Origin of the sequence: Martelella lutilitoris (genome assembly GCF_016598595.1) — a bacterium.
GTDB lineage: Bacteria > Pseudomonadota > Alphaproteobacteria > Rhizobiales > Rhizobiaceae > Martelella > Martelella lutilitoris_A.
In genome coordinates this window covers 2,524,749-2,540,288 of the sequence record NZ_CP066786.1, presented here as the reverse complement: position 1 = coordinate 2,540,288, position 15,540 = coordinate 2,524,749, and the positions used below count along the sequence as shown (strand labels likewise).

Annotated in this window: 24 protein-coding genes; all 24 read left to right on the top strand. The window is 62.1% G+C overall.

The window, feature by feature from the left end; genetic code table 11:
* Positions 1-9 precede the first annotated feature (9 nt).
* The 24 genes from JET14_RS12040 to JET14_RS11925 all read left to right on the top strand — a co-directional run bounded on the left by JET14_RS12040 (position 10) and on the right by JET14_RS11925 (position 15,522).
* The gene (locus JET14_RS12040; RefSeq protein WP_200333791.1) at positions 10-288 is read left to right on the top strand and encodes a hypothetical protein; all 279 of its coding nucleotides are present in this window, start codon (positions 10-12) and stop codon (positions 286-288) included.
* Positions 288-974: a DUF7168 domain-containing protein gene (locus JET14_RS12035; RefSeq protein ID WP_200333788.1), complete on the top strand. Its 687-nt coding sequence runs from the start codon at positions 288-290 to the stop codon at positions 972-974. The genes JET14_RS12040 and JET14_RS12035 overlap by 1 nt, the downstream gene beginning before the upstream one ends.
* Positions 971-1,408: a gp16 family protein gene (locus JET14_RS12030; RefSeq protein ID WP_200333787.1), complete on the top strand. Its 438-nt coding sequence runs from the start codon at positions 971-973 to the stop codon at positions 1,406-1,408. The genes JET14_RS12035 and JET14_RS12030 overlap by 4 nt, the downstream gene beginning before the upstream one ends.
* Complete coding sequence (locus JET14_RS12025; RefSeq protein WP_200333786.1) at positions 1,405-1,791, top strand: hypothetical protein; 387 nt, start codon at positions 1,405-1,407, stop codon at positions 1,789-1,791. The genes JET14_RS12030 and JET14_RS12025 overlap by 4 nt, the downstream gene beginning before the upstream one ends.
* Before the next feature lie 87 nt (positions 1,792-1,878).
* Positions 1,879-2,724, top strand: coding sequence for an N-acetylmuramoyl-L-alanine amidase (locus tag JET14_RS12020; protein ID WP_200333785.1), 846 nt, complete (start codon positions 1,879-1,881; stop codon positions 2,722-2,724).
* A gap of 10 nt (positions 2,725-2,734) precedes the next feature.
* Positions 2,735-2,983 (top strand): NAD(P)+ transhydrogenase beta chain, encoded by a 249-nt coding sequence (locus JET14_RS12015; RefSeq protein WP_200333783.1) that lies wholly within the window; start codon positions 2,735-2,737, stop codon positions 2,981-2,983.
* On the top strand, positions 2,983-3,357 hold the full coding sequence (locus JET14_RS12010) for a hypothetical protein (protein WP_200333782.1): 375 nt from the start codon (positions 2,983-2,985) through the stop codon (positions 3,355-3,357). The genes JET14_RS12015 and JET14_RS12010 overlap by 1 nt, the downstream gene beginning before the upstream one ends.
* Entirely contained in the window at positions 3,323-3,604 is a 282-nt protein-coding gene (locus JET14_RS12005) for a hypothetical protein (protein WP_200333781.1), read from the top strand. The genes JET14_RS12010 and JET14_RS12005 overlap by 35 nt, the downstream gene beginning before the upstream one ends.
* Positions 3,597-3,848, top strand: a complete 252-nt coding sequence (locus JET14_RS12000; RefSeq protein WP_200333780.1) for a hemolysin XhlA family protein — start codon at positions 3,597-3,599, stop codon at positions 3,846-3,848. Before JET14_RS12005 ends, JET14_RS12000 begins: the two co-directional genes overlap by 8 nt.
* On the top strand, positions 3,838-4,341 hold the full coding sequence (locus JET14_RS11995) for a DUF1804 family protein (RefSeq protein WP_200333779.1): 504 nt from the start codon (positions 3,838-3,840) through the stop codon (positions 4,339-4,341). Before JET14_RS12000 ends, JET14_RS11995 begins: the two co-directional genes overlap by 11 nt.
* Positions 4,338-5,993 (top strand): phage terminase large subunit, encoded by a 1,656-nt coding sequence (gene terL / locus JET14_RS11990; protein WP_200333778.1) that lies wholly within the window; start codon positions 4,338-4,340, stop codon positions 5,991-5,993. Before JET14_RS11995 ends, terL begins: the two co-directional genes overlap by 4 nt.
* Positions 5,990-7,342, top strand: coding sequence for a phage portal protein family protein (locus JET14_RS11985; protein ID WP_200333776.1), 1,353 nt, complete (start codon positions 5,990-5,992; stop codon positions 7,340-7,342). The genes terL and JET14_RS11985 overlap by 4 nt, the downstream gene beginning before the upstream one ends.
* Before the next feature lie 290 nt (positions 7,343-7,632).
* Positions 7,633-8,907, top strand: a complete 1,275-nt coding sequence (locus JET14_RS11980; RefSeq protein ID WP_246750301.1) for a PBECR2 nuclease fold domain-containing protein — start codon at positions 7,633-7,635, stop codon at positions 8,905-8,907.
* A 90-nt stretch (positions 8,908-8,997) separates the two neighbouring features.
* Entirely contained in the window at positions 8,998-9,570 is a 573-nt protein-coding gene (locus tag JET14_RS11975; RefSeq protein WP_200333774.1) for a phage virion morphogenesis protein, read from the top strand.
* Between the two features lie 264 nt (positions 9,571-9,834).
* Positions 9,835-10,944: a hypothetical protein gene (locus JET14_RS11970; RefSeq protein ID WP_200333772.1), complete on the top strand. Its 1,110-nt coding sequence runs from the start codon at positions 9,835-9,837 to the stop codon at positions 10,942-10,944.
* 11 nt (positions 10,945-10,955) lie between these two features.
* A complete protein-coding gene (locus JET14_RS11965; RefSeq protein WP_200333770.1) occupies positions 10,956-11,291 on the top strand; it encodes a capsid cement protein in 336 nt (111 codons plus the stop codon).
* A gap of 15 nt (positions 11,292-11,306) precedes the next feature.
* Positions 11,307-12,257, top strand: coding sequence for a major capsid protein (locus JET14_RS11960; protein WP_200333769.1), 951 nt, complete (start codon positions 11,307-11,309; stop codon positions 12,255-12,257).
* Entirely contained in the window at positions 12,257-12,823 is a 567-nt protein-coding gene (locus tag JET14_RS11955; RefSeq protein ID WP_200333768.1) for a hypothetical protein, read from the top strand. The genes JET14_RS11960 and JET14_RS11955 overlap by 1 nt, the downstream gene beginning before the upstream one ends.
* 64 nt (positions 12,824-12,887) lie before the next feature.
* Positions 12,888-13,142: a DUF7681 family protein gene (locus tag JET14_RS11950; RefSeq protein ID WP_200333767.1), complete on the top strand. Its 255-nt coding sequence runs from the start codon at positions 12,888-12,890 to the stop codon at positions 13,140-13,142.
* A 6-nt stretch (positions 13,143-13,148) separates the two neighbouring features.
* Positions 13,149-13,580 (top strand): gp436 family protein, encoded by a 432-nt coding sequence (locus JET14_RS11945; RefSeq protein WP_246750300.1) that lies wholly within the window; start codon positions 13,149-13,151, stop codon positions 13,578-13,580.
* Entirely contained in the window at positions 13,573-14,001 is a 429-nt protein-coding gene (locus JET14_RS11940; protein WP_200333766.1) for a phage tail terminator protein, read from the top strand. Before JET14_RS11945 ends, JET14_RS11940 begins: the two co-directional genes overlap by 8 nt.
* Positions 13,998-14,165: a hypothetical protein gene (locus JET14_RS11935; RefSeq protein ID WP_200333765.1), complete on the top strand. Its 168-nt coding sequence runs from the start codon at positions 13,998-14,000 to the stop codon at positions 14,163-14,165. The genes JET14_RS11940 and JET14_RS11935 overlap by 4 nt, the downstream gene beginning before the upstream one ends.
* A gap of 2 nt (positions 14,166-14,167) precedes the next feature.
* The gene (locus JET14_RS11930; RefSeq protein WP_200333763.1) at positions 14,168-15,106 is read left to right on the top strand and encodes a phage tail tube protein; all 939 of its coding nucleotides are present in this window, start codon (positions 14,168-14,170) and stop codon (positions 15,104-15,106) included.
* 41 nt (positions 15,107-15,147) lie between these two features.
* Positions 15,148-15,522 carry a hypothetical protein gene (locus tag JET14_RS11925; RefSeq protein ID WP_200333762.1) on the top strand — a complete coding sequence of 125 codons (375 nt, stop codon included), beginning with the start codon at positions 15,148-15,150 and terminating at the stop codon, positions 15,520-15,522.
* Positions 15,523-15,540 lie beyond the last annotated feature (18 nt).

Here is a 15,540-nt window from a genome sequence, read left to right as displayed (position 1 = left end):
GGGCGAGCGATGAGCAGGGATTTTGCCCGCCTCGAAAGGCACGAATTCGGCCAGGTGTTGATGACGATGCGCCGCGATGAAGATGATCAAGGTCGTTCCGGCCCTGTAATCGCGGTGCAGGTTTCGGAACGCCACGGCATCGAACCGACCGTCTGTTTTGGTCCCTGGCCCGATACCGAGAGCGGCTGGCGCATCGCTGGGCAGATGCTCGAGAACGCGGATCTTCGTAAGATTGGAGGCCTGTTGGTCGATCAGATCGATCGGGGTTTCGGAGAGGCAGGCGCGTGATGAGCGAGAGCATCAAACGCCGTATCGCGGCGCTGCGGCAGATGACCACCGCGCGCGGCTGCACCGAACAGGAAGCGCTCGCGGCTGCGGAAAAGGCCGCGAGCCTGATGCGCGAATATGGCTTGTCGGACCTCGATATCGAGATCAGCCAGGATTCGGTAAAGGCGAAAACCCATGGCGCCTCGATCCGCGATCGTCTCTGGCGTGATCTGGCCTGGCTGACCAACACGGCAACGCTTGTTCGCGACGTCGATGGAGAGCACAGAACCTTTGTCGGCCGCGCGCCCGGCCCCGAGATCGCCACCTATCTGTTTGTCATTCTCGACCGGGCAATCGACCGCGCCGTCCGCGAATTCAAAAAGACGCCGAGCTATACCCGGCTGCGCAAACAGAAAACCAAACGTCAGGCCGTCTATGATTTCACGGCCGGTATGGTTGTGCGCCTCGGTATCCGACTGCGGGCGCTCTTTGCGGACCAGTTGTCAGAAGCCGCAATGAGCGACGCCCAACGCGCGCTGGCTGAGCGCTACCCCGATACGGTCGCTGTCCGCCAGCGTGCAGGTTCGGTCAAAAACGGCAATATCGCAACGCTCGGCTATCTCGCCGCCAATAACGTCAATCTTTCGCACGGCGTCAATGGTTCCGCAGGGCCGAAAGTCATTGCCGGTAAGACAGGTGCGGCATGAACACCACGGCCATCATCAACATCGCCAAACAGCAGCTCGGCCTGGACGAAGAGACCTACCGGGCGCTGCTTGTCCGGGTTACCGGCGAAAGCTCGCTGCGGGCTATGACCGAGCGCCAGCGCATCGATGTCGTCGAGGAGATGAAGCGCCGGGGCTTTCGCGTCCGCTCCGGCGGCAAGGCCCTGCCGGTCTCGACCAAGCCCTATGTCCGGATGATCCACGCGCTTTGGAAGAGCTGCCACCGTCGCGGCGTTATTTCTGACGGGTCGCGGAAGGCTCTCCGTTCGTTTGTCAGCGCCCGATCGCCAAAGGACGATCCCGATTTCCTCACCTATGAGGAGGCGAGCCCGATCATCGAAGCGCTCAAGGTCATGGAGGCGCGCGGACAAGAGGCGGGGAGCGCAAAGGGCGAGAACAGGGAGGGCAGGAGATGAGCGGGCTTCCGGATCGCCGAGAGACGTTGCCGCAGTCGATCGAGGAGATCGCCGATACGATCGGCGTTCGCCTGGCGCTGAAGCTCGTCCAGACCTTTGGCGGTCAGGAAGTCAAATTCCCGGTGAAGCCGCATGATCGTCACCCCGTTATCCTCGCTCTTGGCAAGGAGGACGGTTTGAGGATATGTGACTATATGGGCGGGCAACGGTTCTCCGTGCCGCACTGCCGGCCGCGCCGCAATGCGAAGGCCGATATCGAGCGCCTGGAAGCCCAGGGCCTGACGCGCGGACAGATCGCCAGACGGCTCGGATTGACCGAGCGATGGGTCCGCAAGATGGCGAACGATCCCCCACCAGACCATCCCGATTTGTTTTCTGAATGACCGGCCGGAACTGACTTCCGGCCGATTTTATTTGTGGCACTGACAAGAGTCACTCCAAACGCCGCCAAGCCGAATGGAGTGTCCGCCATGAAAGTCACCGACCATCGTATCGAACCGATCTGGTACCGCGAGACCAGCAATCTTTCGGCCGGCAAGGTCCTCGATCCGACCATCATTGTCATGCACTACACCACGGGCTGGAGCGGAACGGGAAGCCGCGACTGGCTGATGGGCGCTGCGGGCGGGACGTCCAATCGCGGTTCCAGCGCCCATGTCGTGGTCAATCGAGACGGGACGGCCTGGCAGATCGCGCCGTTCAACCGTGTCGCCTGGCATGCCGGGCCTTCGCGTTACGGGGCATTGAAGGGCCTTAATAATCACGCGGTCGGCATCGAATTCGTCAATCCCGGTCCATTGAGCCCGGACGGAAGTGGCCGTTATGCCGATGGTTACGGCAATCGCCGCACCGAAGGTGACCTCGACGAGTTCGGCGGTTATGTGAGTGCGCCGCACAGCCGGGTCGGCAGCCAGGTCTATGCGTGGCCGCTTTATACCGAGGCCCAGCTTGCAACCGGCCGTTCGATCGTTGAGGCGCTGACCGCCGGCTACGATATCCGCGCGATCGTCAGCCATGAGGAAGTCGATACGCGCGGCTGGAAAACCGATCCGGGTCCGGCTTTCCCGATGGAGAGCTTCCGCGCTCTGCTCGGCGAAGACCATGATGACGTCCCGCTCATGGAGGTAACCGCGACCCGTCTCAATATTCGCGGCGGTCCCGGCACCCAGTATGAAAAGCTCGATCCTCCGGGTTCGATCGCCTCCGCCGATGTCGTCGAAGTCCTTTCGAGCGAGGGCGTCTGGCGGTATGTCGAGGTCAAGAGTGGTGGCGGAGCCGGTACGCGGGGGTGGGTCCATGGTGCCTATCTCGGCTGAAACCACCAAAATGCAGAAACCCCGCTACAGCTCGTCAAAGATGCACCTGACGATCTCCCATGTTTGCGCGTGGGCGGTGATCTTCACGATTGTCGTGGCCGCGTGCCTTGGTTCGGAAGGCGCGCGCGCGCTGGCTTCGACCGTGGTTCCGATCATGGCCGGGCTGATTGCTGCGATGCTCGGTATTCATCGTTTCAGCGGATCGCTCGACATGCGGACGATCGCGAAGGCCTCTGCCGAAAAGCAGGGAGGCTCGTGATGCAAGCTCTTCTCGCTGCCGTATTCACAAAGAGAACAGTGCCGTGGATCCTCGTGGCGCTGCTTTTCGCTGTCGGCGGCATTTCCGCGCGCATAGCAGTCGGCAAGGTTTCCGACCTGATCGACGCGCGCGTTGCATCGGCGAAGAGCGAATGTGACGCGCTCTGGAAAGCCGAACTGGCCGAAAAGAGCCTGGAGGTTGCCCGCCTGGAATTGGCGCTCTCCGAACAGGTCAAACAGGTCGACCGGAAAATCAAGGCCGCCGAGAACGCGGCCAGGGATCAGCTCGAACAGATGGAGAAAGCCAATGCGGCCTTGCCTGGCGGCGATGCTTGCGGCCTTGGCGCTGACCGCGTCCGCCTGCTCCCCCGATAGTCCGGAACCCGTCATCCGCCTTGTCTCGACGCGGGTCGACGTCCCCGAAACCTCGCGCCAGTCGTGTCTCTCCCTGATGTCGGTTCTGCCGGAAGACGGCGGTCTGAGCGAGGAAGAGGTCACCAACAAGTGGGGCCAGGACCGCGTGGCGGTCAAAGTCTGCGACAGTCGCCGTGCCGGCGCTGTCGCAAGTGTCGATAATGCAAACGCGGCCGCAGAAGCCGCGACTGGAGAGAAGAGTGACTGACAACGTCTATCAGACAGTCCGCGAACGCGTCCAGGAGGCGCATGCGCGGCTCGACAAGCTGACCGAACGGGTCGGCAAGGTCGAAACCAATTCGGCCGTGCTGGAGCAGCGATTGCAGGGCATCCAGGAATCGCTGCAGAAGATCGACAACAATCTCAGCAAGATCTTCTGGCTTTTCGTCGCCGGCATCATTGCCGCGATCGTTACCTTCATCGTGCGCGGAGGTCTGGTCAATGGCCTCTGATCCCGACCTGAAGCGGAAAGTCCGCTCCGACTATATCAACCGGCGCATGGCCATTGCGACGATCGCGACGATCCGCGGCGTTTCCCAGGCAACGATTTCCCGCTGGAAGAAGGCGGCGAAGGAAGACGGCGACAACTGGGACATGATGCGGTCGGCCTCGATCGTCGCCGGCGAAGGCATCGAGACGGTTGTCTCAACGGTCGTCGAGGACTTCATGATCATGGCCGAGGCCGTGCTCGACGAGATCAAGCATGGCAAGGATATGAGCGTCGGCGACAAGGTCAAACACCTGGTCGCCCTTGCTGACGCGATGACGAAGATGACGTCTTCGGCCGGCAAGCTTGCGCCGTCCATATCCGAACTTGGCGTTGCCCAGGACGTGATGCGTCACCTGCTTGAGTTCGTCCGCGATGAGTTCCCGCAGCATGCGGAGGCGATCCTCGAAATCATCGAACCGTTCGGCATGCGTCTGGCAGGGCTCTACCAGTCATGAGAAAGCCGAAACTGAAAGCTGCGGTCTCGGCGAAAGAGCTCAGGGAATCGCTTGCCGCAATGGCGAGCGAGTTCTCGCGCTGGATCGAGCTTTCGATCGAGGCGTTTCCGGCCGATCCGGCCGCGCGCCGGGAGAGGCTTCTCAAGGTCAAGGATCCGGAAACCGGCTTCCGGTTCTTCATGGAGACCTATCTGCCGCATTACGTGCGCGGCGATCACAGCCTGTTCCACGAGGCGATCTTTGCGCGATGCCCGGAGATCATCGCCAGCGACAAGGGCGTGCGGGATCTGTTCATCGCGCCGCGCGGTTCATCGAAGTCCACCCATCTTTCGCTGGGCTTCGCGCTCTATTGCATCGTCCTGGGACATAAGCGCTACCTGCTCGAAGTCTGCGATGTCTATGCCCAGGCCGCGCTGCTGATCGAGGCAATCAAGGCGGAACTGACCACGAACCCGCGACTGTCCTATGATTTTCCCGACGCTTGCGGCGAAGGTCGGATCTGGCGCGAGGGCGAAATCGTCACCCGCAACAATATCCGCATCGAAGGCCTCGGCGCACTGCAGAAGATCCGTGGTCGCCGCCACGGCCCCTATCGCCCCGACCTGATGTTCTTTGACGATCTCGAAAACGACGAGGCGGTCCGCTCGCCCGAACAGCGTCAGAAACTGGAGAACTGGATCAACCGGGCCGCGCTCAAGGTCGGCCCGCCGGATGGCACCATGGATGTCATATGGGTCGGGACCGTGCTGCATTTCGATGCCGTCATTGTCCGCGCCTCGAAATCGCATGTCTGGCGCACCACGACGTTTCAGGCGATCGTCCAGTGGCCCGACCGGATGGACCTCTGGGAGCTTTGGGAAGAAGAGCTGCGCAACGAGGGTGACGAAGCGGCGCTGGCATTCTATCGCGACCGCAGAGAAGACATGGATGCCGGCGCGGTCGTCAACTGGCCTTCCGTTCAGCCTCTCTATTTCCTGATGAGCGAACGGGCCGGATCGCATGACGGTTTTGCCTCGGAATATCAGAACAAGCCGATCTCGGACGGCAACCCGTTCGGCGACCTGACGTTTTGGGTGCTTGAACGCCGCGACCTTCTGTTTTTCGGCGCTGTCGACCCGTCGCTAGGCAAGAAGGGCAAGGGTCGCGATCCTTCCGCTATTCTGATCGGCGGCATCGACCGGCTGACCGGGACGATGGACCTTGCCGTTGCCTCGATTCGCCGCCGTCTCCCCGACATGATCATCAACGATATCATCGCGCTCCAGCGCGATTATCGCTGCCTCCTCTGGTTCGTCGAGGCGATCCAGTTCCAGGAATTTCTCAGAACATCGCTGATGACGACCGCCGCAAAGCAGGGTGTGGCGATTTCGGCCATCCCGGTTACGCCTTCGGTCGACAAGATGCTGCGCATCGAGCGCCTGCAGCCGCCGCTTGCCGCAGGGATGATCCGTGTTCACTCGACGCAACAGACCCTGATCGACCAGCTCCAGCAATGGCCGAATGCCGACCATGACGACGGGCCGGATTGCCTGGATATGTTGTGGCAGAATGCCGTCCACTATTCGGGCGGGGCTTCGGCCGGTTTTGGCGGCGGGATCCTGACGGCCGGTTCGACTGGCGGCGGCGACGCATTGAGAGGGTACCGGCTATGAGCGACGACAAGCGCAAGAACCTTCCGTCGGACGCAAGGGCGCTGATCGCTAACGCCCGCAACGACATCACCATCCCGTTTTTTAACGCTACGCTGCAGCCGGCCGACGACACGCTGATCGAGCGCGGTGGCGGTCTCGGCCTCAAGATCTACGACCAGATCGAGCGCGATACCCATGCCTATGCCGTGCTTCAGAAGCGCAAGCGTCTTCTTCTGGCGCGCGAATGGGACGTGGATGCTGCATCGGAGAGTACGCTCGATGTCGAGGCGGCGGACTTTGTGCGCGAAACGCTTCAGAAACTGCCTTTCGATGATATCTGCGAAGGCCTGCTCGACGCGACCCTCAAAGGGTACGCCATCAGCGAAATCGTCTGGAAACGGGATGGCAACCGGATCATTCCGGAGCGTGTCGTCACCCACGACCAGCGCCGTTTCGTGTTTGGCGAGGACTGGCAACCGCGCCTTCTGACCTGGCAGAACATGGACAGGGGCATTCAACTTCCGGCCCGGAAGTTCATCGTCCATCGCTTTGGCGTGAAGGGCAACAACCCTTATGGCCTCGGCCTCGGCAATCGCCTGTTTTGGGCGGTTCTGTTCAAGCGCGAAGGCGTGGCTTTCTGGCTGCATTTTCTCGACAAGTTCGCCGGGCCGACCATTGTCGGAAAATCGCCCGTCGGAAGCCTGCCCGCAGAACAGCAGAAACTTCTGAACAAGCTCACCGAGATGCGGACGAGCGCGGCCACGGTCATTCCGCTCGATGCCGAGGTTTCGTTCCTGGAAGCGGCGCGATCGGGCAGCGTGTCCTACGGCGAGTGGATGGCCTATTGGGACAAGCAGATCACGATCTGCGTCAATGGAGAAACGCTGACCACCGATATCGGCGCCAACGGATCGCGTGCCGCATCAGAAACCCATGCAGATATCCTGTCCCTGCTGGTCGGATCGGACGGCGATATGCTCTCCGGAACGCTCAAGAACCAGTTCGCGCAGTGGCTAATAGACTATAATTTCCCCGGAGCCGGCGTTCCCGATATTTGGCGGGTCAAGCCGGAAGACGAAAAGAAGGCTGCCGACACGCGCAAGGCCAAGGCAGATGCGGCAAGCGCCACCGACAAGGCTCTGATTGCCGTTCTCGAGACGGCCGGCATGATCGATGACGACGATGCCGCGCGCGAGATCATTGTCGGTTCCGGCATTGTCGACCATCTTTCCGAGACGGCGATCGAGCGTCTGGTTGAGGCGCGTTTTGCCTTCATGGAGGGCGGCAAACGCGGCCGGGACCTGCGCAAGGTCGCCGAGGACAATCCTGTCTTCGCCGCGCTCTTCGGTGATGGCTCAAAAAAAAACTGAACAGTTCAGCGTGTTTCGCGGCCGATGACGATCCTGTCGAACGTCTGACCGATCGCCTTGAGGACGAGGCCGAGCCTCTGATTGCGCGCCGGATCGAAGCTGTCCGACGCGTTATCGACAACGCAACGAGCTTCCCGGACGCGCAGGCCGGGCTGCTGGGCCTTGCCGCCCGCTGGTCTCCGGCCGCACTTTCCCGCCCGATCGGCGAGGTTCTGGAGCTGTCGGCCTTTTATGGTCGCGAGGCGGTATATACCGACGCGGAAGCCGCCTTCGCGGATGATGCCTTTGAGGTGATCAACCAGCCGTTCCGCGAACAGATCGACTTCTTCCGCCAGAAGCGCGGCAAGCCGACAAAGGCCTGGACCGAGGCCATGCGCGGCGTTCACGATCGCGCCTTTGTTGTCGCCGGTGCAAACGACATGGCGATCGTCAGCGATTTTCAGTCGGCCATTGCCGATGCCATCGAAAACGGCGGGACGCTCGACGGTTTTCGCGATGCCTTCGACCGGATCGTCGAACGGCATGGCTGGAGCTACAAGGGCAAGCGCGGCTGGCGCACGCGGGTGATCTTCGAGACCAATATCCGCACCTCCTACATGGCCGGCCGGCTCAAACAGATGCGCGACCCCGATGTCGTCAAGCTTCGGCCGTTCTGGGAGTACCGTCACGGCGAGACGCGTGTCCCGAAAAGCCCGAGGCCGTCGCATCTTGCCTGGCACGGCCGTATCCTGCGTCATGACCATCCCTGGTGGGAGAAGCACTTTCCCCCGAACGGCTGGCTTTGTTCCTGCGGCGTCCGCACGCTCTCGCTCGATGACCTGAAGCGTCGCGGCCGGGACGGACCGGACGAGGATCCCGGCGAACTGCTCGAACCCTTTGTCGATCCGGTGACGGGTGAACTGTCGGAAAAGCCCCAGGGCGTCGGTTATGGCTGGGACTATATGCCGGGCGACCTGTGGGAGCGCGGCCTGACGCCGCAGGCGCTCCTTGATGAGGGCGAGACGCAGCTGGTCAATCCGCGCCAGGCGGTTTCGATCGACGAACCGGAACCGATCGATGATCTCGTCACTGCCGCGCGGCCGTTCAAGTCGAAGCCGATGAAGGGCGGGCAGGAACCGGAAGACTATGTGCGTGCCTTCCTCAAGCCCTTCGGCGCGGATATCGGCCGCGCCGTCCTGTTCGAGGACAAGGCCGGCGCGAAGATCCCGGTTTCCGATCAGTTGTTCCGCGATCGCTCCGGGGCATGGAAGGTGATGAAGCGCAAACGGGCGGTCATCGCGCCGCTGCTCGCCGAGGCGTTGATGGATCCGGACGAAATCTGGATGGGCGTGGCGCGCAAGAAGGACGCGACCGACAGGAAAGAAGAGGAACTCCTCGTCGATCGCCGTTACATACGCGTCGACCGCAAGACCGGCCTGATTGTCGTATTCGAGATCGGAGAGCGGTTCTGGGAGGCGATCACCGCCTATAGCGCAACGAAAAAGAGCGGCGCGCCGGACTTCCGGACAGTCGATCTGAGGCGCGGCGGAAAGCTGTTGTACAAACGGAAAAAAGGCCGGGGGTGATCCGGCCTGTTCGTCAGGGAGCTACCAGGACCATCACCGGTCATCGCGTGCCTGACACCATGAATATAAGACGGAGCGAGAGAGAAGTCCATGACCGGGATAAGCTACAGGCTCGATATTACGAACGCAGAGGTCCGCGCCCGCCTGGCAGAGCTGACCGGTCTCATGGACCGGCCGGAGGGCTTTTACCGCAATGTCGGCGAATATCTTCAAAATGCCACCCAGGATAATTTCGAGAGGGAGGCAGCACCTGACGGCAAGCCCTGGAAACGGTTGAAAGACCGCACCGTCAAGGAGCGCGAACGCAGAGGCCTGACGCCGATCCGGATCCTGAGGGCGCGCGGCCGACTGGCCGGATCGATCAACTATGCCGCCACGGCTGACGAGGTTCGTATCGGCTCGCCCATGCCCTATGCCGCCATTCACCAGCTCGGCGGCGACATCACCATCCCCGCACACACCCGCACGATCTACCAGCATTATGACGCGAGAACGGACACGCTCGATCAGCGCTTCAGGAAGAAATCGCGATCGAACTTCGCCAGGGACGTCACTGTCGGCAGCTACACGGTCCACATTCCGGCGCGTGAATATCTCGGCGTTGGCGCAGACGACCAGGTCGCCATCATTGCCATCGCGGAACGCTGGCTCGAGACAGAATAAAACGGTTGTCGTGGGAGGCCTCAGAATGGCCGCACATGGTCGCGCACGCCCCGATATACCCAAAATCCGGTCATGGCGCGTTAGACCCCCGTTAGAAATCGATTGTGACGGTATCTGGCGCTCGCGGGCGGATGCAATCTTGCAAACCTGACCGATCGGGGCCATTGTCAGCCCGGATCGACATGACGACCGGCCGGAACTTACTTCCGGCCGTTTCTTTTTTTCAGTCGCGCCAAGGTGGCCTCCAGATTGTCCGGAGGCATCATGTCGAAAAAGTCCAGCAAAGCCCGTATCGAGGTCTTCCGCAGCGGAACCTTCACGCCGATGAACGGCGAGCCGATCACCTATTCGGCGGCCGATCTGAGCGCGATCGCCGATTCCTATGACCGCGACACCGCGCCGGCCCCGATCGTCGTCGGTCATCCGACGATGGACGCTCCGGCCTATGGCTGGGTCGAGAGCTTTGACTATGACGCAACCGCCGACCGGCTGTTTGCCAATCTCTCCGACATCGACCCGGACTTTTCCGATGCGGTCAAGGCCGGCCGCTACAAGAAGGTCTCGCTGGCCTTCTTTCGTCCGGACGCTGCAGCCAATCCCCTCAAGGGTACATGGTACCCGCGTCATGTCGGCTTTCTCGGCGGCACGCCCCCGGCCGTATCCGGCCTGAAGAACGTCCAGTTCGGTGACAAGGACGACGCCGTCGTGTTTTCGGCCGAGTTCGGCGAACGCGGTTTCGAGGAAACGGCGAACATCCTGCGCAGCCTGCGCGATTTCATCATCGAGAAGTTCGGCCTGGAAGAGGCCGACAAGGCAATTCCGGGATGGCGGCTTGAATGGCTCGACGAGATCGAGATCGAAAAGCCCGGCCGCCCGGCGTTTTCCGCACCAACCCCCGAAAGGAAACCTGCCGTGACACATGAGAAGGATCCGGCCTTCGCGGATCGCGAGGCGAAGCTTGCAGCCCGCGAAGCTGCCGTCAGCACCAGCGAGAAGAAAATCGCCCATGACGGTCATGTCGCCTTTGCCGAGAAACTCGTCACCGACCGCAAGCTGCCGCCGGCGCAGAAGGACAAGCTCGTCGCCATCCTCGACGGTCTTCCCGATGACGCATCCGTCGCCTTTGCCGAGGGCGAGGAAAAGGTCTCTCCCCGCAAGGCGCTGACCGACCTGATGGAAGGTCTCCCGAAAGTCGTCGACTACGGCGAATTCGATCTTGGCGATGGTCCGGAGAACGGTTCCGGCCGCGCGGCATTCGCCTCCGATGGCAAGGCCGTCGATCCCGAACGCCTCGCCACGCACGAAAAGGCGATGGCCTATCAGAAACAGCATCCGGGCACGGCCTATCTCGACGCCGTTCGCGCCGTATCCTGAAGGAGAACACGATGCGTCAGTTCCACGCCCTTTTGTCCCTCACCATCACGGCAACCACCGCTCTTGAGGCCTCCGACCTTGTCGGCTTTGACGACGGCAAGATCACGGCCGACGACGCGCCGGTCAAGGGCGTTGCCCAGGTCCCGGCCTCCATCGGCCTCGATGTCGCCGCCACGGCCATCGGCATCGAGCGCGTCAAGGCCTCCGGTGCGATCTCGGCCGGCGATGGTCTGGTCTCGGCCGCTGCCGGTGGCGTCCAGGCTGCTGACGAGACCAGCGTCAACATCTTCTCCACCGCCCTGACCGACGCCGCCGATGGCGAGTGGGTCGAAATCCTCATCCGCTAACAGGAGCAGTCTCACATGGCCCCCATGAACCAGCGCGGCGCAGCCGTCATCGACCCGATCCTCACCACCCACGCCGTCGGCTATCGCAACGCCCTGATGATCTCGACGAGCCTGTTTCCGATCGTGACGGTGCCCAACCGCTCGATGCGCGTGATCAAGTTCGGCAAGGAATCGTTCCGCCTGCTCAACACCCGGCGCGCGCCAGGCGCAGACCGCAAGCGCGTCCAGTATGGTTATGCCGATGAACCGCTGGCGCTCTACCAGGATGCGCTCGACGGCATCGTGCCGCTCGAACACATGGAGGAGGCCGAGGCCGTTCCGGGCATCGATCTCGGCGTTGGCGCCACCAATATGGTGCTCGATATCATCCAGCTCGGCGATGAGGTTTCCGCCGCCAATCTGGCGCGCAATGCGGCCAACTATGACGTCAACCACAAGATCACGCTTGCCGGTACGGACCGCTGGACCGATCCGGACAGTGATCCGAAGGCCGATATCGACGCGGGCAAGGAGGCCATCCGGCGTTCGACCGGCCGCTATCCGAACAAGCTCGGCCTTGGCCCGACCTCGGCCAATGGCCTGAAGAACCATCCCAAGATCAAGGAACAGTTCAAATACGTTTCGAAGGACAGCATCACGGATGTGATGCTCGCCGCGTATTTCGACATTGAAGAGGTGGTCGTCGGCAAGGCCGTTTATCTGCCGGAAAACGCCGCCGAGGACGATCTGGCGCTCGATGTCTGGGGCAACGACGCCGTGCTGGCCTATGTGCCGTCTGCCGGCGACAGCTACCAAGTTCCGTCCTACGGCTACACCTATCGTCTGCGCGGCTATCCCATGGTCGCGCAGCCCTGGTTCGATAAATCCAACTCGTCCTGGATTTATCCGACGACGGCCGAACGCGCGCCGCTTCTCACCAGCGCCATGGCGGGCTTCCTCTTCACCAATGCGGGGGCCAGCGACTGATGGAAGACCAGGTTGTACTGATCGTTAAAACACCGGCGAAGATCGCCGGCAAACGCCACCGCGATGGCGACACGGTCACTGTGTCGCGACAGCTCGCCATCGAACTGCTCCGGGAAGGCATCGCAACCCCGCCGCCCGCAGTCTTTTCGCGGGACGCGCTCGATGATGCGGCGCAGATCCGCGATCTAAAACTGCAGGTCACCAGCCTGACCCGCCAGCTCGATGCCGCCAATGCGCGGATTGCCGAACTGGAGGCTGCGGCTGCCGACATCAATTCCGAGCGGGGGGAGACCCCCGAAAGCGAGGACGGTGCCACCGGTACGGTTGAACAGCCCGATCCGGAAACGTCCGAAGCCGGCGCGAAGAGCGATGCGTCGGCACCCCCCTCCGGCGAGGCGCAGCCGGACGGGACCGACAGCGGTGCGGGCGAAGCGCAGTCTTCGGGTTCCGCATCCGGCGAGGGCGGCGACAAGACCGCCAGCACCACCACGAACACCTCCCAGGGTGCAACCGGCGGCAAGGGCAAGACGGCGAAGACCCGCAAGACCTCCGCCCCGAAGGCCTGAGGCCTTCCTGCCGGCGGCGGCTTCTGTCGCCTCCGGACCTTTTCCCGAAACGTTAGAGGACGCCATGAGCAAGCAAGTTTCTGACGGTCTGCCGGTCAAGGGGTATCGCCCGCAGGAGGGCGACCGGATCGCCGCCGTCAATCTCAACAAAGAGCTGGAAGAGCGCGTCCTGCGCCAGTTCGATGCCATGGCTGAAGATCCGGCCATCGACAAGCGCTGGCTTGCCATCGGCCGCACCGCGATCGAACAGGGCTTCATGGCGGCAAACCGCGCCGTGTTCCAGCCTGGCCGCGTGGCTTTGCCGGAAGACGAGGGCTGATCCATCATGTACGGCGCTCTTGACGATCTGATCGAACGGGCCGGCGAGGTCGAAATCCTCCAGGTGGCCGACCGCGACGGAAACGGCGCGGCGGATCCGGACGTCATCGACGCCGCCTTTGCCCATGCCGGCAACATCATCGACGGCTATCTTGCCGGAAAATACAGCCTGCCGCTCGCAAGCGTTCCGGACCTCGTCAGGACCTGGGCGGTCTCGATCGCGCGCTACCGCCTCCATCACGAAGGTCCGCCCGACTATGTCGTTGCCGACTACAAGGATGCGATCGCGGCGCTGAAGGATGTCGCGCGCGGCGCGATCACGCTGACGATCGCCGATGGTTCCACGCCGGATGCCTCCTCCAATTCCGGCGACTATCTGAGCGCCGATGCGCCAACGTCGCATGCGAGCACGATCCTGAAAGGCTGGAACCATGCTTGACCTGATCGAGGCACGACTTCTGACAGCAGGCGCACCGATCGTCGCGGTCGAGCTTGCCGAAAATCTTGACGCCCTTGCGAGGGGGACGGCCGCCAAAAGCGGGACTGCCTTCCTCGTTCCCTGGAGCGAACGCGGCGGCGACAACATGATCGCCACCGGTGGCTTTCGTCAGCTGGTCGACGCGCAGTTTCTTGTCGCCGTCGTCATTCGCTACCACGCCGATGCCAAGGGGGCCGACCGGGTCGCCCTGTTCGAAAGCATGAAGGCCTCCATCGAGGGCGTTCTGGCGGGCTGGCAGTATGACGAACATGCCGAGCCGATGGCGCTTGTTGGCGGCGAAAGCTCGCCTTTGGGCAATAACGTCACCGTCTATGTCCAGACCTGGCAAACATCCCGTTATCTCGAAGGAGCAGACGCATGAAACGGCCAAACAAGGGCGGATGCTACATCCGCGATCCCAAGACCAAGGCGCTGAAACCTGTCTCGAAGGAGATGCCGAAGGCAGATGCGAGCGCCGAGAGCAGCTCCAGTACCCCTGAAACCAACAACGCGGCGTCCAAGAACGCCACCGGGAAAGGAAAGTAACCATGCCCGCTTCCGATGTACGCCGCTGGCCGAAGAAAGCGATCCTCGTCAAGATCGAGGACACCTATGGGACTGACGCCGCTCCGGCCGTTGCCGACGGCATTGTCGCTGCCAATGTCGAGTTCACGCCGATGGAAGGCCAGGAACTGCAGCGTGACCTGATCATGCCCTATCTTGGCAACCAGGGCGTTATTCTGACGGGCCTTTATGCCCGCCTTGTGTTTGACGTCGAGATCGCCGGATCCGGCGATGCGGGCACCGCCCCGAAATATGATGCGCTGCTCAGGGCCTGCGGCTTTGCCCAGACGATCACGGCCGACACCAGTGTCGAGTACGAGATCGTCGAGGATGCCGTTGAATCGGCGTCGATCTATTTCATGCTCGACGGCGTCCAGCATGCGATGCTCGGCGTCCAGGCCAATGTCGCACCGACATTCGATATCACCGCAGTACCTCGTTTCCGCTTCACCTGCGTCGGTCTGCTGGGCACGATCAGCGATCTGGCGAACATGCCGGCCGTTACGAAGGCCGGTTGGCTAAAGCCGGTCCCGGTCACCAAGGCCAATTCGGTCATGACCCTGCACGGCTGGACGGCGACGGGCGACAGTCTTTCGCTGGATCTCGGCAACCAGCTGACGCCGCGCTTTCCCTTTGGCGATGAGTACATTCTCATTTCCGACCGGTCGGCGAGCGGCACGGCCGTCGTCGAGGCGCGCTCGCTTGCCACGATCAACTGGTTCGAAATCGCGAAGGCCGGAACGCTCGGCGCGCTCTCCTTCGTCCATGGCACCACGGAAGGCAACATTGTCGAGATCACGGCTCCCGCCGTCGAGATCGGCCGCCCGACCTATGGTCAGACAAGCAATGTCACGACCTATTCACTGCCGCTCGCCTTCACGCCGGACGCCGGCCTCGACGACTTCAAGATCACGGTCCGCTGATCCCGGCCTCCGGCAAAACCCGAACCAAAAGGAAAAGCACAATGCAGTTCATCCTCACGAGAACCGACAGCTACTGGTGGCCGGTGATCGTCAGCGTTCCCGATCCCGAGCATCCCGGCCGCTACATGAAGCAGGAACTCGAAGTCCTGTTCGAGGCTGAAACGCAGGAAGAGGCGATCGACCGTCTCGAAGCGGCCGAAAGCCTGACGACGGCGCGCGAGCAGATCGAGCATGAGCGAAAGCATCTCACCGATGTCGTCAAGGGCTGGCGCGGCGTCGAGGATGATGACGGCAACGCCTATACCTTTACCCCGGACAACTTCCGCCGCGCGCTCAACAAGGCCTGGTTCCGTCAGGCTCTTTATCGCGCCTATCGGGAATCGATGTCTGGCGAGGAAGCGCGCCTGGGAAACTGAAGCGCGCGGCCCGTGCCT

Coding starts and splice junctions, on each gene's coding strand:
- JET14_RS12040 (WP_200333791.1), top strand. CDS start 10: ATGAGCAGGGATTTTGCCCGCCTCGAAAGGCACGAATTCGGCCAGGTG.
- JET14_RS12035 (WP_200333788.1), top strand. CDS start 288: ATGAGCGAGAGCATCAAACGCCGTATCGCGGCGCTGCGGCAGATGACC.
- JET14_RS12030 (WP_200333787.1), top strand. CDS start 971: ATGAACACCACGGCCATCATCAACATCGCCAAACAGCAGCTCGGCCTG.
- JET14_RS12025 (WP_200333786.1), top strand. CDS start 1,405: ATGAGCGGGCTTCCGGATCGCCGAGAGACGTTGCCGCAGTCGATCGAG.
- JET14_RS12020 (WP_200333785.1), top strand. CDS start 1,879: ATGAAAGTCACCGACCATCGTATCGAACCGATCTGGTACCGCGAGACC.
- JET14_RS12015 (WP_200333783.1), top strand. CDS start 2,735: ATGCAGAAACCCCGCTACAGCTCGTCAAAGATGCACCTGACGATCTCC.
- JET14_RS12010 (WP_200333782.1), top strand. CDS start 2,983: ATGCAAGCTCTTCTCGCTGCCGTATTCACAAAGAGAACAGTGCCGTGG.
- JET14_RS11995 (WP_200333779.1), top strand. CDS start 3,838: ATGGCCTCTGATCCCGACCTGAAGCGGAAAGTCCGCTCCGACTATATC.
- terL (WP_200333778.1), top strand. CDS start 4,338: ATGAGAAAGCCGAAACTGAAAGCTGCGGTCTCGGCGAAAGAGCTCAGG.
- JET14_RS11985 (WP_200333776.1), top strand. CDS start 5,990: ATGAGCGACGACAAGCGCAAGAACCTTCCGTCGGACGCAAGGGCGCTG.
- JET14_RS11975 (WP_200333774.1), top strand. CDS start 8,998: ATGACCGGGATAAGCTACAGGCTCGATATTACGAACGCAGAGGTCCGC.
- JET14_RS11970 (WP_200333772.1), top strand. CDS start 9,835: ATGTCGAAAAAGTCCAGCAAAGCCCGTATCGAGGTCTTCCGCAGCGGA.
- JET14_RS11965 (WP_200333770.1), top strand. CDS start 10,956: ATGCGTCAGTTCCACGCCCTTTTGTCCCTCACCATCACGGCAACCACC.
- JET14_RS11960 (WP_200333769.1), top strand. CDS start 11,307: ATGGCCCCCATGAACCAGCGCGGCGCAGCCGTCATCGACCCGATCCTC.
- JET14_RS11955 (WP_200333768.1), top strand. CDS start 12,257: ATGGAAGACCAGGTTGTACTGATCGTTAAAACACCGGCGAAGATCGCC.
- JET14_RS11950 (WP_200333767.1), top strand. CDS start 12,888: ATGAGCAAGCAAGTTTCTGACGGTCTGCCGGTCAAGGGGTATCGCCCG.
- JET14_RS11945 (WP_246750300.1), top strand. CDS start 13,149: ATGTACGGCGCTCTTGACGATCTGATCGAACGGGCCGGCGAGGTCGAA.
- JET14_RS11940 (WP_200333766.1), top strand. CDS start 13,573: ATGCTTGACCTGATCGAGGCACGACTTCTGACAGCAGGCGCACCGATC.
- JET14_RS11935 (WP_200333765.1), top strand. CDS start 13,998: ATGAAACGGCCAAACAAGGGCGGATGCTACATCCGCGATCCCAAGACC.
- JET14_RS11930 (WP_200333763.1), top strand. CDS start 14,168: ATGCCCGCTTCCGATGTACGCCGCTGGCCGAAGAAAGCGATCCTCGTC.
- JET14_RS11925 (WP_200333762.1), top strand. CDS start 15,148: ATGCAGTTCATCCTCACGAGAACCGACAGCTACTGGTGGCCGGTGATC.